Annotated in this window: 10 protein-coding genes; 3 read left to right on the top strand and 7 right to left on the bottom strand. The window is 66.0% G+C overall.

Going from position 1 to position 13,717, the window contains the following annotated elements; all coding sequences use genetic code 11:
• Nucleotides 1–34 precede the first annotated feature (34 nt).
• Nucleotides 35–445: a DUF2946 family protein gene (locus ACPZMI_RS12020; protein WP_426352291.1), complete on the top strand. Its 411-nt coding sequence runs from the start codon at nt 35–37 to the stop codon at nt 443–445.
• Between the two features lie 63 nt (nt 446–508).
• Complete coding sequence (locus ACPZMI_RS12025) at nt 509–2,662, top strand: TonB-dependent receptor (RefSeq protein WP_288376763.1); 2,154 nt, start codon at nt 509–511, stop codon at nt 2,660–2,662.
• On the opposite strand, the gene ACPZMI_RS12030 is transcribed toward ACPZMI_RS12025, so the two are convergent.
• From ACPZMI_RS12030 to ACPZMI_RS12050, 5 genes are read right to left on the bottom strand one after another with little or no spacing between them, the layout of a single operon-like run.
• Nucleotides 2,659–3,870: an acyl-CoA dehydrogenase family protein gene (locus ACPZMI_RS12030; protein WP_186665099.1), complete on the bottom strand. Its 1,212-nt coding sequence runs from the start codon at nt 3,868–3,870 to the stop codon at nt 2,659–2,661. The two genes, ACPZMI_RS12025 and ACPZMI_RS12030, sit on opposite strands and share 4 nt — an antisense overlap.
• A 10-nt stretch (nt 3,871–3,880) precedes the next feature.
• A complete protein-coding gene (locus tag ACPZMI_RS12035) occupies nt 3,881–5,590 on the bottom strand; it encodes a dipeptide ABC transporter ATP-binding protein (protein ID WP_426352292.1) in 1,710 nt (569 codons plus the stop codon).
• Nucleotides 5,587–6,450, bottom strand: a complete 864-nt coding sequence (locus tag ACPZMI_RS12040) for an ABC transporter permease (RefSeq protein ID WP_426352293.1) — start codon at nt 6,448–6,450, stop codon at nt 5,587–5,589. Before ACPZMI_RS12040 ends, ACPZMI_RS12035 begins: the two co-directional genes overlap by 4 nt.
• Nucleotides 6,447–7,430 carry an ABC transporter permease gene (locus ACPZMI_RS12045; protein ID WP_186665105.1) on the bottom strand — a complete coding sequence of 328 codons (984 nt, stop codon included), beginning with the start codon at nt 7,428–7,430 and terminating at the stop codon, nt 6,447–6,449. The genes ACPZMI_RS12040 and ACPZMI_RS12045 overlap by 4 nt, the downstream gene beginning before the upstream one ends.
• Entirely contained in the window at nt 7,427–9,040 is a 1,614-nt protein-coding gene (locus ACPZMI_RS12050) for an ABC transporter substrate-binding protein (RefSeq protein WP_426352313.1), read from the bottom strand. Before ACPZMI_RS12050 ends, ACPZMI_RS12045 begins: the two co-directional genes overlap by 4 nt.
• Before the next feature lie 275 nt (nt 9,041–9,315).
• On the opposite strand from ACPZMI_RS12050, the gene ACPZMI_RS12055 reads away from it, so the two are divergent.
• Nucleotides 9,316–9,927 carry a LysE family translocator gene (locus ACPZMI_RS12055; RefSeq protein WP_112898414.1) on the top strand — a complete coding sequence of 204 codons (612 nt, stop codon included), beginning with the start codon at nt 9,316–9,318 and terminating at the stop codon, nt 9,925–9,927.
• A gap of 45 nt (nt 9,928–9,972) precedes the next feature.
• On the opposite strand, the gene ACPZMI_RS12060 is transcribed toward ACPZMI_RS12055, so the two are convergent.
• Both ACPZMI_RS12060 and ACPZMI_RS12065 read right to left on the bottom strand, forming a co-directional pair.
• Nucleotides 9,973–12,198, bottom strand: a complete 2,226-nt coding sequence (locus ACPZMI_RS12060) for a TonB-dependent siderophore receptor (protein WP_426352294.1) — start codon at nt 12,196–12,198, stop codon at nt 9,973–9,975.
• A gap of 300 nt (nt 12,199–12,498) precedes the next feature.
• Nucleotides 12,499–13,713, bottom strand: coding sequence for a YeeE/YedE family protein (locus tag ACPZMI_RS12065; protein ID WP_186665111.1), 1,215 nt, complete (start codon nt 13,711–13,713; stop codon nt 12,499–12,501).
• Nucleotides 13,714–13,717: the final 4 nt, after the last annotated feature.

Here is a 13,717-nt window from a genome sequence, read left to right on the forward strand (position 1 = left end):
CCCTCCCCGCCATCCGAATGGTAGATTCGCGGCCATGAAAACCACCCGTCGGACACGTTCGCTGACCGCCTGGACGCTCTATGCCAGCGTGCTGTTCAGCCTGTTGCTCTGTGGCCTGCACCACGGCCAGATGAGCGGCCTGCGTCTGTCGGGCCTGGACGGTGATTTCTGCGCCCTCGACAGTACCGGCAAAGGCCCGGCCATCGACCTGGGCGACAGCAGCAGCGACCAGCACATGGCCCAGCTCGATTGCCCGGTGTGCTCCTCCTTTGCGCTGGCCGTGCCACTGAGTGGCAGTCTCTGGTCATTCCCTGCGGCGCATGGCGGGCAACCCTCGCCGATCATCGTGCGCAGCTGGGCGCAGCCGCCGCCACGCTATCTGCGCCCCGCCATCCCGCCCCGCGCCTCCCCGTCCGACCTCCCCGCAGCAGCGACCTTCGCCTGACCCCAGGCGGGCACGCCCGTGCCCGTGGGTCAGCCATGACCTTTGCGTGGAAATCACTACAACATGATCCGCAACACTTCTCTGGTGCTCCTGATGGGCGCCACATGCACCTGTGCCTGGGCCGACGTCGCCCCCGTGCAACTCGACGCCACCACCATCGACGCCGAACAGCAGTCGCCCTCTGGCGTGCAACTGGACGAACCGATTCGCACCGGCTCGCGCCTGGGCCTCACGGCACGGCAGACACCGGCTTCGGTCAGCGTCTCGGACCGCCGGGTGATCGAGCAGCGTGACGCCAAGGACAGTCAGGACGTGATCAACGCCATGACCGGCGTCAATGCCTCGGCCAACCCCGGCTACGGCGGCTTCGTCGCCTACCGAGGCTTCACCCAGAACCAGGTGACCCAGCTCTACAACGGCATCAACCTGGGCTACAGCAGCGCCACCCGCCCGGTGGATGCGTGGGTGCTGGATCGGGTCGAACTGATCGGCGGCCCGTCGTCGTTCCTGCATGGCGCCGGCGCCGTGGGGGGCTCGATCAACTACATCACCAAGCTCGCCAGCCGCGACGCGCAAACCCTCGATGGGCGCATCCGCTACGGCAGCTACGACGACTCGGAAGTCGCCTTCGGCATCAACCAGGCCCTGGCCGAGAACCCCGCCGATGCCCGCCACTTCGCACGCCTGGACTTCAGCCACAGCCAGGGTAATGGCTACATTGACCGCAACCAGCGCAACACCGACAGCCTGGCCTTCTCGTTGCTCAGCGACCTCTCGCCCAACCTCACCCACACCTTGGCGCTGGAGTACCAGGAAGACAAAGAGGACAGCCCCTACTGGGGCTCGCCCATCCTGCCGGGGCGCAGCACCCTGAAGATCGACAAGAGCCGCCGCTTCGAAAACTACAACGTCGCCGACGGGCGCTACGAGCAGCGTGTGCGCTGGCTGCGTTCGATCCTCGATTACCAGGTGAGCGACACTACCAGCGTGCAGAACACCCTCTACCACTACAATGCCCAGCGTGATTACCGCAACCTCGAAGGCTACCGCTACAACAGCGACGGCAACGTGGTGCGCTCCAGCCCCTACCTGCAACGCCACCAGCAGAGCGTGATCGGCGATCGTGTCGAGCTGCGCCACGACAACAGCCTGTTCGGCCTGAGCAGCCAGTGGTCGCTGGGGCTGGACTGGTCGAGCATGCACCAGACCCTGTACCCGACCTCGGGCAGCTACAGCGACGTGGTCGATCCGGATCACTTCGACCCCGGCAGCTTCTACGACATTCCCGGGGTCAATCGCGGCCTGACCAAACAGCGACGCAACGAGGTGCTCAACCGCGCGCTGTTCGCCGAGAATCGCCTGGAACTGACCGACCGCCTGGCGCTGCTGACGGCCCTGCGCTACGACTACCTGGACATGCAGGTCACCAACTACGGCCCGGTCAGCCCCAGTTCGCCGGCCTATTTCGAGCGCCGCTGGGAGCCGCTGTCCGGGCGCATCGGCCTGACCTACGAACTGACCCCGACAGCCAGCGTCTACCTGCAGTACAGCAACTCCGCCGACCTGCCGGCCGGCTCGCTGGCATCGGCGACCTATTCCAACGTCGGGTTGTTCGACCTGTCCAAGGGCGAGCAGTGGGAGGCCGGCAGCAAGTTCGACTTCCTCGACGGACGCGGCGCCGCCACCGTGGCGGTCTACCAGATCGTGCGCAAGGATTTCGCGGTGCGTGACTCCAACGACCCCAACCTGACGGTCCAGGCGGGTCAGCAGACCTCGCGCGGTATCGAGCTGTCCGGGCGCCTGCAGGTCACGCCCAGGCTGTTGGCCGAGGCCAACTACGCCTATGTCGATGCCCGTTACGATGAGTTCAACGAGGCGGTAGGTGGTGTGTCGGTGTCACGCAAGGGCAATGCGCCGGTGAACGTGCCAGCCAATGTCGCCAACCTGTGGCTGACCTATGCCTTCACCCGTGACTGGTCGGCCGGCGTGGATGCCCGCTACGTCGATTCGGTCTACGCCGACAACGCCAACAGCCTCAAGGCCCCCGCCTACACCCTGTTCGGCGCCTTCGCCCGCTATCGCCTGGACGAGCACACCACCCTCACCGGCCGTGTACGCAACCTGACCGATGAGGTGTATGCCAAGCAGGCCTATGGGCAGCAGTACTACATGGGCGCACCGCGTACCTTCGAGGTGGCGATGGATGTGAAGTTCTAGAACAAGCCGGACACCGGTGGGCGGGTACCCTTGAGTTGCCAGGCACCCACCACCGCCGCCTTCCACTGCCGTGGATTGTGGTTGGCCACGGTGCGGGCGTTGCGCCAATGGCGGTCGAGATTGTGCGCACGCCCGGTGGTCGACGCGCCTCCCACGTCGAACACTGTCTCGGCCGCCTTGAGCGCAAGCTCCGCCACCAGGTACTGGGCCTGCGCGACTTCGAGCGCGGCCTGCTCCACCGCCGCCTCGTCCGACTGCGCCGCCCAGGCCCGGTCGATCGTGGCGGCCGCCTTCAGCACCAGCGCCTCGGCGCCATAGGCGCGCGCCGCGATATCGCCCACGCTCAGTTCAACATAGGGATCGTCCACCGAACGACTGGCCGTACTGTGCTTGATCGGCCGGGCATGCTCGCGGGCGAAACGGGTGGCGTCGTCCAGCGCATTGCGGGCGATCCCGGCCAGCACGGTGCCCAGGAACAGTTGCAGGAACGGCGTCACCAGCGTGCGCTTGCCCTCCTCCACGGTACGCGTGCGCAGTTCGCGCGCCTCCACCCGCACATTGCGCAGGTGCGTGGTGCCGCTGGCGGTCAGGCGCTGGCCCATGGCATCGAAATCATCGACCAGCTCCAGGCCGTCGCGGTCACGCGGAAGGATGAACGACACCGGTTGCTCGTCCTCATCCAGCGCCACCGCGCTGACATAGTCGGCGAACAGCGCCCCGGTGCTGTAGAACTTGCTGCCATTGGCGCGATAGTGGTCACCCTCGCGGACCAGCCGCGCAGCGATGGCACCATTGGCGCCGCCCAGTTCCCAGCCTGCATTGCCGATCACCGCACCTTGCAGGTAGCGCGCAAACCAGCGCTCGCGCTCCTGTTCGGCATCGTCTGCGCCCGACACCAGCAGGCCCTCGACAAAGGCGAAACCCGGGCGCAGGGCCTGGGCAACGTTGGAGTCGGCCGAGGCGATCTTCAGCAGCAATTCGATGACATCGCTCACCGACCCACCGGGCCCACCATAGCGGGTCGGGATGCGCACGGTGTAGAGCCCGGCCGCAGCCAGCCGGGCGATGGCTTCGAACGGCAACTGGCGCTCACGCTCGCGCTCGGCCGCACCGGCGGCGATGTCTGGCAGCAGCGCATCGATGCGCGTCTTCAAGGCCTCCACAGTGGCGGCCGGCGCCTGGGAGGGGAAACGTTGGAAGGTGGTCATGGGGCAATCCTTAAATGGCGATTTTCCAGAGGCGTGATTCATCGAACAGGTCGAAGGCTTCGTGTTCCAGGTCCAGCGGCGGCACCACCAGCTCGGCGCCGCTGCCCGGCAGGCGCGGCACCGAGCCGAGCAGGCGGCGGGTGTATTCGTGGGCAGGCTGCTCGAACAACTGCTCGACCGGCGCATGCTCGACCACCTGGCCATGGCGCATCACCAGCACGTCATCGCTGACATGGCGAATCACCCCCAAGTCATGGGAGATGAACAGATAGGCCAGGCCCAACGCATCCTGCAGGTCGGCCAGCAGGTCGAGCACCTGGGCTTGCACCGATACATCCAACGCCGACACAGGCTCGTCGCAGATGATCAGCTTCGGCTCACTGGCGATGGCGCGGGCGATCGCCACACGCTGGCGCTGGCCACCGGAGAGCTGCAACGGGCGGCGGCTGGCCAGGCTGGCCGGCAGGCGCACTTGCTCGAGCAGCACCTGGATACGCGCCGGGCGCGCGGCGGCCTCGACGCCCGCCACCTGCAAGGCGTCATCGAGGATCTGCGCCACGGTCCAGCGCGGGTCGAACGAACCCAGCGGGTCCTGGTAGATCACGCTGATCTGCTGGCGTAACGGACGTCGGCTGGCTTCGCTTACGGCATCGTTCGGGCGGTTCCATGGCTGGCCGCGATACAGCACCTCGCCCTGGTCCGGTTGCAGCAGCCCGAGGGCAATGCGCGCGACCGTGGTCTTGCCCGAGCCGGACTCACCGACGATGCCCAGGGTACGCCCGGCACGCAGGGTGAAGTCCACGCCCTGCACCACCTGGCGCACCACCCCGTCAGGGCCGGTGTAGCGCTTGCCCAGGCCTCGGGCCTGCAGCAGCACCTCGCTAGGCACGGCGCTACGCGGTACACGCTCGCCCGCACGCGCTGGCGAGAGGCGGCTGCCACGCGGATGCTCCGCCGGCACCGCGGCCAACAGCGCCTGGGTATAGGGGTGCTGTGGATGACGCAGCACCTGCTGCATCGGCCCCTGCTCCACCACCTCGCCATGGCGCAGCACCACCACCTCATCGGCCAGTTGCGCGACCACCGCCAGGTCATGGCTGATGATCAGCAACGATGCACCCCGCGCCTTGATCTGCTGGAACACCTCAAGAATCTGCGCCTGGACCGTGGCATCGAGCGCAGTGGTGGGTTCATCGGCGATCACCAGCGCCGGTTCCAGTGCCAGCGCACTGGCGATCAGCGCTCGCTGGCGCACCCCCCCAGAAAGCTGGCCTGGCCGCTGCCGCGCACGCAACGCCACGTCCGGCACCCCGACCCGTTCGAGCAGCGTCAGTACGCGCGCAGCGCGCTGCGCCCGATCTCCATAGCCATGGGTCTGCAACACCTCGAGGATTTCCTTGCCCACGGGCCGCAGCGGGTCGAGCGACACCAACGCATCCTGCAGCACGAAGCCGATATCCTTGCCACGCACCGCACGCCATTGACGCTCGCTCAGGGCCAGCAGGTCGCGACCGGCAAAGCCCAAGGTGCGCGCGGTCACCTCGCCACGCGCGCCCACCAGCCCAACCAGGCTGCGGGCGCTGACGCTCTTGCCCGAGCCAGACTCCCCCACCAGGGCCACACAGCGACCCGGCGCCAGGGTAAAGGACAGTTCGCGCACCACACTGCGGCCTTCGAACGTCACGTTCAGGCCATCGACGATCAAGGTCTTGTCGCTCATGGCAGGCGGCCCTCCAGGCAGTGTTGAAGGTAGCGTCCGGCCGCGGTGGTCGCCAACGTGGTGAGCACGATGAACAGGCCGGGGAAAAAGGTCAGCCACCAGGCGCTGGCAATGAAATCACGGCCCATCGACAGCATGGTGCCCCACTCAGGCGCCGGTGGTCGGGCACCAAGGCCCAGGAAACTCAGGGCAGATGCCCAGACGATGGCTTGACCGACGCCCATGGTCAGGGTCACCACCAGCGGGCGCATGGCATTGGGCAATAACTGACGCAGGACAATGCGGGCGGTCGGGTGCCCCAGCGCCCGCGCCGCTTCGATATAGCCCGAATTGCGTACCGCCAGCACCTGGCCACGGACCATCCGCGCATAGCCAGGCGCCCCACCCAGCCCGGTGGCGATGATCAGCGGACCGACACCGCTGCCGAACACCGCCACGAACAGCAGCGCCAGCACCAGGCTGGGAAAGGCGAACAGCACCTCCAGCAGCCAGCCCACGCCACGGTCCACCCGCGCCCCGCCCAATCCGCCGAGCAGCCCGAGGCTGACGGCGATGGTCATCGACAGCAAGGTTGCCGCCACACCGATCAGCAGGCTCTGACGCGCGCCGTGGACGATACGCGCGAAGATGTCGCGCCCCGACTGGTCGGTGCCCAGCCAGTGCGTCCAACTCGGTGCCTGGAACGCCTCGCGCGGCACGATCGCCAGCGGGTCGATGCGGGTGAACAGCCCAGGCGCCAGCGCCGCCAGCAGCAGCGCGAGCAGGAACAGGATCGCCAGGCTCGCCCCCAGCGGCGGCCACTGCAAGCGACGTTGTCGACGCAGCGGCGCCTGGCTGTGTTCCAGAATAAGGTCGCTCATGCGCTCGCCTCCTGTTGGCGTGGGTCGATCCATTGGTAGAGCAGGTCCACGAGAATGTTGGCCAGCACGTAGGCTGCAGCCACCACCAGGGTGATGCCGATCACCAGCGGCAGATCCTGCAGTTGCACCGCCTGGTACAACTGACGGCCCACCCCCTTGCGCGAGAAGATCACTTCGCACACCACCGCCCCGCTGATCAGCGCACCGATGGCCCAGCCCGACAGTGACACCCCCGGCAGCAGGGCGTGGCGCAGGGCATGCCGGAAGCGCACGGCCAGGTCGCTCAGGCCACGGCTGCGGGCGCTGAGGATGAAGGGCTGATCGAGGGTCAGCTCGAGCGATTCACGGGTCACCTGGGCGATGAATCCTGCCAACGGAATGGCCAGGGAGAATGCCGGCAGCACGAGGCTTGCGAGGCTGTCGCTGCCCGCCGGCGGGAACCAGCGCAAGCCGAAGGCGAACACCGCCAGCAGCACCACCCCCAGCCAGAAGTGCGGCAAGGCGGCGCTGAGGGTTTCGGCCAGCGAGGCCAGCCCGCCGATGAGCCGGCCACGGCCGGCGGTGACCACCGTCAACAGCAGCACCAGCAACCAGGCCAGCACCAGCGCGGCGAACGTCAGCTCGAGGGTTGCCCCGGCCTGTTCGGCCAGCACTCGGGTCACGGGCTGGTGCTGGGAGTAGGACTGGCCCAGGTCGCCCTGCACCAGACGCCCGAGATACAGCACGTATTGCACCGGTAGCGGTTTGTCCAGGCCGTACTCGCGCCGGGTCGCCTCGATGGCTTCCGGCGTCGGGTTGCCGGTGGTGCCGCCAAGAATCGCCAGCACCGGGTCGCCCGGCATCAGGCGCAGGGCGAAGAAGGTCAGGGTCGCCACCGCCCACAGCACCAGCAGGCCGCCGCCCAGGCGAATGGCGGCGCGGCGTGCGAGCGCACCCAGGCGCTCGCGACGGGGATCGGTCAGGGTCGTCGGGTCGCTCATTTGCTCACCCATGCGTCATAGAGGTAGGTCACCGCCAACGAGGGTTCCAGGCGCACGCCGTGGGCCGTCTTGTAGAGGCCCAGCCGCGTGCTCTGTGGGTAGGTGGTCAATTGCAGGTACTGGCTGGCGGCCTGTTGCTGGGCCTTGAGGTACAGCGCCCGACGGCGCTCCGGATCCTGCGTGGCCAGGGCGTCGTCGAGCAGCGCGTCGAAGCCCGGATCGGCAAAGCCCGAGGAGTTCTGGTGATAGCCGCCGACACCTGCCGGCTGGACGAACGCCGAGCCAAAGATGATGCGCAGCACATCCGGGGTGTTGGTGTTCCAGTAACCGATGCGGATGTCGTAGTCCCAGGCGGCCTGGCGCGCGGTGACCTGGGCGTCGCTCATCTGATCGATCACCAGTTCCAGGCCAGCCTGGCGGGTGGTGGCCTGCACCTGCTCCCAGAGGGTCAGTTCCGAAGGCGGTGTACGCGCGCCGATCAGCACCACCGCGCTCAGGCGCTTGCCATTGCGGGTGCGGTAACCCTGCGCATCACGCGCGGTCCAGCCGGCGGCGTCGAGCAATCGGGCGGCGCGCTGCGGATCGTAGTCCTGGCTGCGCTCGAAATCGCCGCTGTAGAACGGCGTGGCCACGCTGAGCGGGCCACCGGCTCGCGGAAACTCGCCGAAGTACACGCTCTTGAGCGCGCCTTCGATATCGGCACTGCGTACGAAGGCTTCCCGCACGCGGATATCGTCGAACGGCGCCCGGCGCAGGTTGAAGGTGCCGTTGGTGGGGTTGCCGGGGCGCTGGGCGATGATCAGCTCGACATCCGGATTGCGCCGCGCAGCCTCGTGCGACTCGGGTGGCACGCTCTCGATCACGTCGACCTCACCGGCCTGCAGCGAGGCGAAACGCACCGAAGGCTCCTGGATGAACTTCCACACGATGCGCTCAAGATACGCCGGGCCCTGGTGCCTGGCGGTCGGAGGCGCCCAGTTGTAGTCGGGGTTGCGCACCAGTTCGACCTGGTTCTGCCGGTCCCAGCGCACCACCTTGAACGGCCCGCTGCCCACCGGGCTTTCACAGTTCTCGTCACGGCTGCGCTTGAGCGCGGTGGGCGACTGGATGCCGAGAAAACCTTGGGCGAGCACTTCGAGGAAGGCGGCATAAGGCGTGGCCAGGTGCACCACGGCGGTGTATTCGTCGACGATATCGGTGCCGCGATACTGGCGGATATAGCCGCCCGCGGTGCTGGACTGGGTCTTGGGGTCGGCCATGTGGTCGAGATTGGCCTTGACCGCCTGGGCATTGAACGGCGTGCCATCGGTGAAATGCACGTCGCGGCGCAGGTGGAAGGTGTAGCTCAGGCCGTCGGCGGACACCTGCCAACGCTCGGCCAGCCAAGGGCCGATACGGCCGTGGCTGTCCATCGACACCAGCGAGTCGAGGTACTGCTGGGCCACGAACACTTGCGGCATGTCACCCGCCACATGCGGGTCCAGGCAGGTGGGCTCACGGTCGGTGGCATAGACCAAGGTTCCGCCGTGCAGCGGCTGGTCGCTGCGCGTCGTGACCTGCTCGGCACGCTCGCAGCCAGCCAGGGCCAGCACGGCACAGAGCGGGATCAAGGGGAAGTTGAGTCGGTTCAAGGGCGCTCCTGCGGATGACTGGGCATGCAGGGGCTTTTGCAGAAGTTGTGCCGGGTTTCAACCCACTGATTTTGCTGGAGTTTGCCAAATATGCGGTGATCGATGGCGGGCAAAGTGTGCGCAGGGTGTTGGCACGCCAACAGTTGAACGTCCAGATCATACCCATGCCCAAGGACAAGCGGCCCTATACTCCGCACTCACAGGGCCGCTTGCGCGCAGCGTGCCCGCCGCCCCTTCCCCTACAAGGCGTTCTCATGGCACTCGACACCTGGCTCATCTACCTGCTGGCAAGCATCGGCCTGTCTCTGACCCCGGGGCCCAACAGTTTGCTTGCCCTGACTCATGGCGCCCGCTACGGCGCGCGGCGAACGCTGTTCACCATCCTCGGCGGCATGTGTGGTTTCAGCGCCCTGATCGCCCTGGCGATGTTCGGGCTGAGCGCACTGCTGCAAACGTCCGGCTCCGTGCTGCAAGTGCTCAAATGGGTCGGCGGCGCCTATCTGCTGTGGCTCGGCATCCAGCTCTGGCGTGCCCCACCTCTGCACCTGGACCTGGCCCAGGGCCAGACCCGGCTGGGAAATGCCGGTTTGTTCCGCCAGGGTTTGCTGTCGGCGCTGTCCAACCCGAAAGTGCTGCTGTTCTACGGCGCCTTTTTGCCACAGTTCATCGACCCGCAACGCGGCCTGGCCCTGCAGTTCATCGTGATGGCGGCGACGTTCGCCTGCGTGGAATGCCTGGTCGAATACCTGCTGGCACGCCTGGCCGGTCGCATCAGGCCGTGGTTGGCCAAGGGCGGCAAGGGGTTCAACCGCTGCTGCGGCGCGCTGTTCGCGATGATTGCGGTGGCGTTGCCGCTGGGGCGCTGAACCTGGCCTGCGAGCGCTTGCACGTCGCAGGCCAGGCGCAGGACGCTACAACGACCAGTCCAGGCTGACCATCAGGGTGCGCGGTTCGCCGTTATAGACGCCGTTGTAGAACCCCAGGTTGTTGTAATAGTGCTCGTCGAACAGGTTCTTCACGTTCACCGATGCCGACAGGTGTTCGTCGATCTGGTAGCGGGCCATCAGCCCGACCACCGAGAACGCCCGCTGGCTCATGCGGTCTCTGGCGGTGATGATGCCACCCGATGCATTGCGCCCCACTGGGCGGTTACCGAGACCAAAGGTGTGGCTCTGCCAGTCGAGGGTGCCGCCCACGGTCAGTTTTGGCAGCACCTTGTAGGTGCTGGAGAAACGCACCAGGTTCATCGGTCGGGCAGTGTCCTTGCGCGTCTTGTCGCCGCGCAGGGCGTGGGTGTAGCTGTAGCCCAGGCTCATCTGCCAGTCCGTCATCACCTCGCCTGCCAACTCGGTCTCGAAGCCCTCGACCACCGCCCCCTTGCCACCGGACTTGTAGTACTGCTCGCCGTTGGGGCCTGGCGGCACCGAGTCGTCGACCTCCGCAACGTTGTCCTGCTTGCTGCGGTACACCGCGGCGCTGAGGTTGGCCCGGTCCTCGAACAGGCTGCCCTTCAGGCCCAGCTCGTAGACCTTGCCCACGACCGGGTCCAGGTACTTGTCGCTGATGTCCTTGTTGGTCTGCGGGTTGAAGATGTCGGTATAGCTGACATAGACGGTGAATTGCTCATTGAGGTCGTAGAGCACACCGGCATAGGGCGTCCACTGGTCGTTCTGGGTCTGCTCGCTGCGGGAGATGTCGCTGACCGCCAGGTTGTCATCGTAGCTCCAGGACTTGCTGGTGGTCTTCCAGCTGCCGTAGCGGCTGCCGAGTACCAGGTGCAGGCGATCGGTAGGGTTGAGCCGGGTGGCGATGTAGCCGGCCTTCTGCTCGATGCGCGAGCGCGATTCATCCAGGCCAGTCTTGCGATCGTAGAACTTGGAAATACCGCCCATGTATTTCCAGTCGGGAATGATCGCGTAGCCCTGCGGATCGTTGCGGCCGGTGTAGTACGGCGAGCTGTCGCGTCGCTCGGAAACCCCGTAGCCGATCATGAAATCGTGGGTACGACCCAGCAACTGATAGGGGCCTGCAAGGTTGAAGTCCACGGCATCCATCTGCTCCTCTCCGGAGAAATGGCTGCTCCAGGCCTTCATGCCGCTACGGTCGGCCTCGGGGAAGCCGTTGCCGCCATAGTAGACCTTGCCGTCGCTGTCGCTTTGCCGATGGGTGTAGGCCGCCTTGAGCAGCCAGTCGTTGCCCAGTTGCTGGTCGAGCGTGGCGAACACCGTCTGGTCCTTCAGTGGCCAGGACGACCAGGGCGCCGCCAGGTTGGTCGAGCGTGGCAGGTTGGCCTTGCTGCCATCGGCGTTCCAGTAGGGCACGGTGCCCCAGCTGGAGCCCTGGACATGCTTGTTCTGGTAGTCGTAGCCGACCGCCAGCACCGTGCTGTCGGTGAGGTCGGCCTCGAGGATGCCGTAGGCCACCTCACGCTGGGTCTGGTAGTGGTCCATGTACGATTTGTTGTCGCGATAGGCCAGCACCGTGCGCCCACGCAGGCGCCCGTCCCAACCCAAAGGGCCGCCAACGTCCACGTAGCTGTAGTAGTTGTCGAAACTGCCGGCACTGATGCCGGTCTTCACCGCCAGCTCATGGGACGGGCGCTTGCGTACCATGGCGATGGTGCCGGAGGGATCACCCGCGCCGGTGGTCAGGCCGGTAGCGCCACGCACCACCTCGATACGGTCGTAGATGATGGTGTCGGAGTCGGACTTGAGCCCCGAGAAGGTGTTGAGCATCCCATCGATCTGGAAGTTGTTGATCGAGTAGCCGCGCGCATAGTACGTCGGTCGCTCGGAGTCGTTGCGCTGGACGGTCACGCCAGTGACGTGGCCCAGGGCTTCGGACAAGGTGTCGAGCTGGAAGTCGTCCAGTTGCTGGCGGGTCAGCACCGAGACCGATTGCGGGGTTTCCTTGATCGACAGGTTCAGGCGCGTGGCGGCGCTCATGCTGCCGGTGGTGTAGGAGCCGGTGTGCTCGGTGGTGCTGCCCAGGCCCTGGGCGAGGATTTCGGTGGAGCCGAGCTCCAGTACGCCTTCCTCGGAACGCTTTTCGCGCTCTTCGGCCACCCCTGCCGGGCTGATGACGGTGGCGCACAGACCCAAGGTGAGAGTCATGCTACGGCTGATGGGCGCGAACATCGCTGCCTTCTCCTTGTTCGATTCGATGAAAGTCCTGGATACCGGTTGGCCGGCATTCACATGAAAACGAATCTCGTATGAGAATCGTTATCGAATTGTCATCAAAACGAAAACAGAAGGTCAGCAGGCGGGGTTCAGTGCCTGAAGCGGACGCACGCGATCGTCATTAATCGAGAAAGTAAATCTATATTTATCAGTGACATAAGAAACATACATGAAGTCATTTATAGAAAAACCTCATGTAGTTTCTCACCATTTCACAGGCGCTGATCGCTTACGCCTCAGCGCCCTGAAAGCACCTCAGCAACCGGTCAGGGTTGCTGCTCGTCGCTCGCCAGCGAAGAACAGCGGGCGCAGTCGCACACCGATCAGGTTGCCGGCGTAGGCCGCCACCAACCACAGCCAGCCATGCACGCTGCCCGAGGCGATGCCGCTGAAATAGGCGCCGATGTTGCAGCCATAGGCCAGACGCGAACCGTACCCCAGCAGCAGGCCACCAATCACCGCGGCGATCAGCGAGCGCATCGGGATCTTCAGGCTCGGCGCGAAGCGTCCCGCCAGACCGGCAGCGAGCAAGGCACCCAGCACGATTCCCAGGTCCATCACCGTGGTGATGTCCTGCCACAGCGGTGCAGCCAAGGCCTTGGCGTTGGCCGGCGACTGCCAGAACACCCAACTGCCCACGTCCACGCCCAGCCCGCTCAAAGTCTTGGCACCCCACAAGGCGAAGGCCGAGGTGATACCCCAGGGGCGTCCGGCCAGCGCCAGGGTGGCGTAGTTGAGCAACGCCAGCGCGATTGCGCCCCACAGCAGTGGCCAAGGCCCACGCAGGAAACGGCGCAGGCCTTGATGCTCGCTGCTCACGGGCGCTTCCAGCGCGCCGTGGCGACGCTTCTCCAGCACCACGCTGACCCAGGCGATCACCGCGAACAGGGCGAGGCTGGCCACCAGCGCAGGCCCCATGCCCCACGCCTGGACGATCGAGGTGGCCGGAAATGAAGGCAGGGCGAACCACCAATCGGCATGGTGGGTCGCGGTGACCGAGCCGATGATGAAGAACAGCAGCGTCACCAGCATCCGCGCATTGCCGCCCCCGACAGTGAACAGCGTGCCCGAGGCACAACCGCCGCCCAGTTGCATGCCGATACCGAAGATGAACGCGCCGAACACCACCGACACCCCGGCAGGGGCCACAAGGCCGGTGACAGGGCTGCCGAACAAGCTGCCCGCCGACAGCGCCGGGAAGAACAGCAGGACCGCCAGCGCCAACATGACCATCTGCGCCCGCAAGCCCGCGCCACGGCGTTCATTGATGAACACCCGCCAGGCCGAGGTAAAGCCAAAGGCGGCATGGTAGAGGGTCAGGCCCAGCGCCGCGCCGACCAGCAGCAACAGCACCTGCTTGAAACCGGCATTGAGGTTGAGGAACCAGGCGCCTGCCAGCAGCAGGGCCAGGGCAATCAGCGGCGCGCCAAGGCGGCGCGGCTCAGGTGTGACGGTAGCGGAAAAACCCATTGAA

It is taken from the genome of Pseudomonas wayambapalatensis, assembly GCF_049942315.1.
In the GTDB taxonomy this organism is placed as follows: domain Bacteria; phylum Pseudomonadota; class Gammaproteobacteria; order Pseudomonadales; family Pseudomonadaceae; genus Aquipseudomonas; species Aquipseudomonas wayambapalatensis.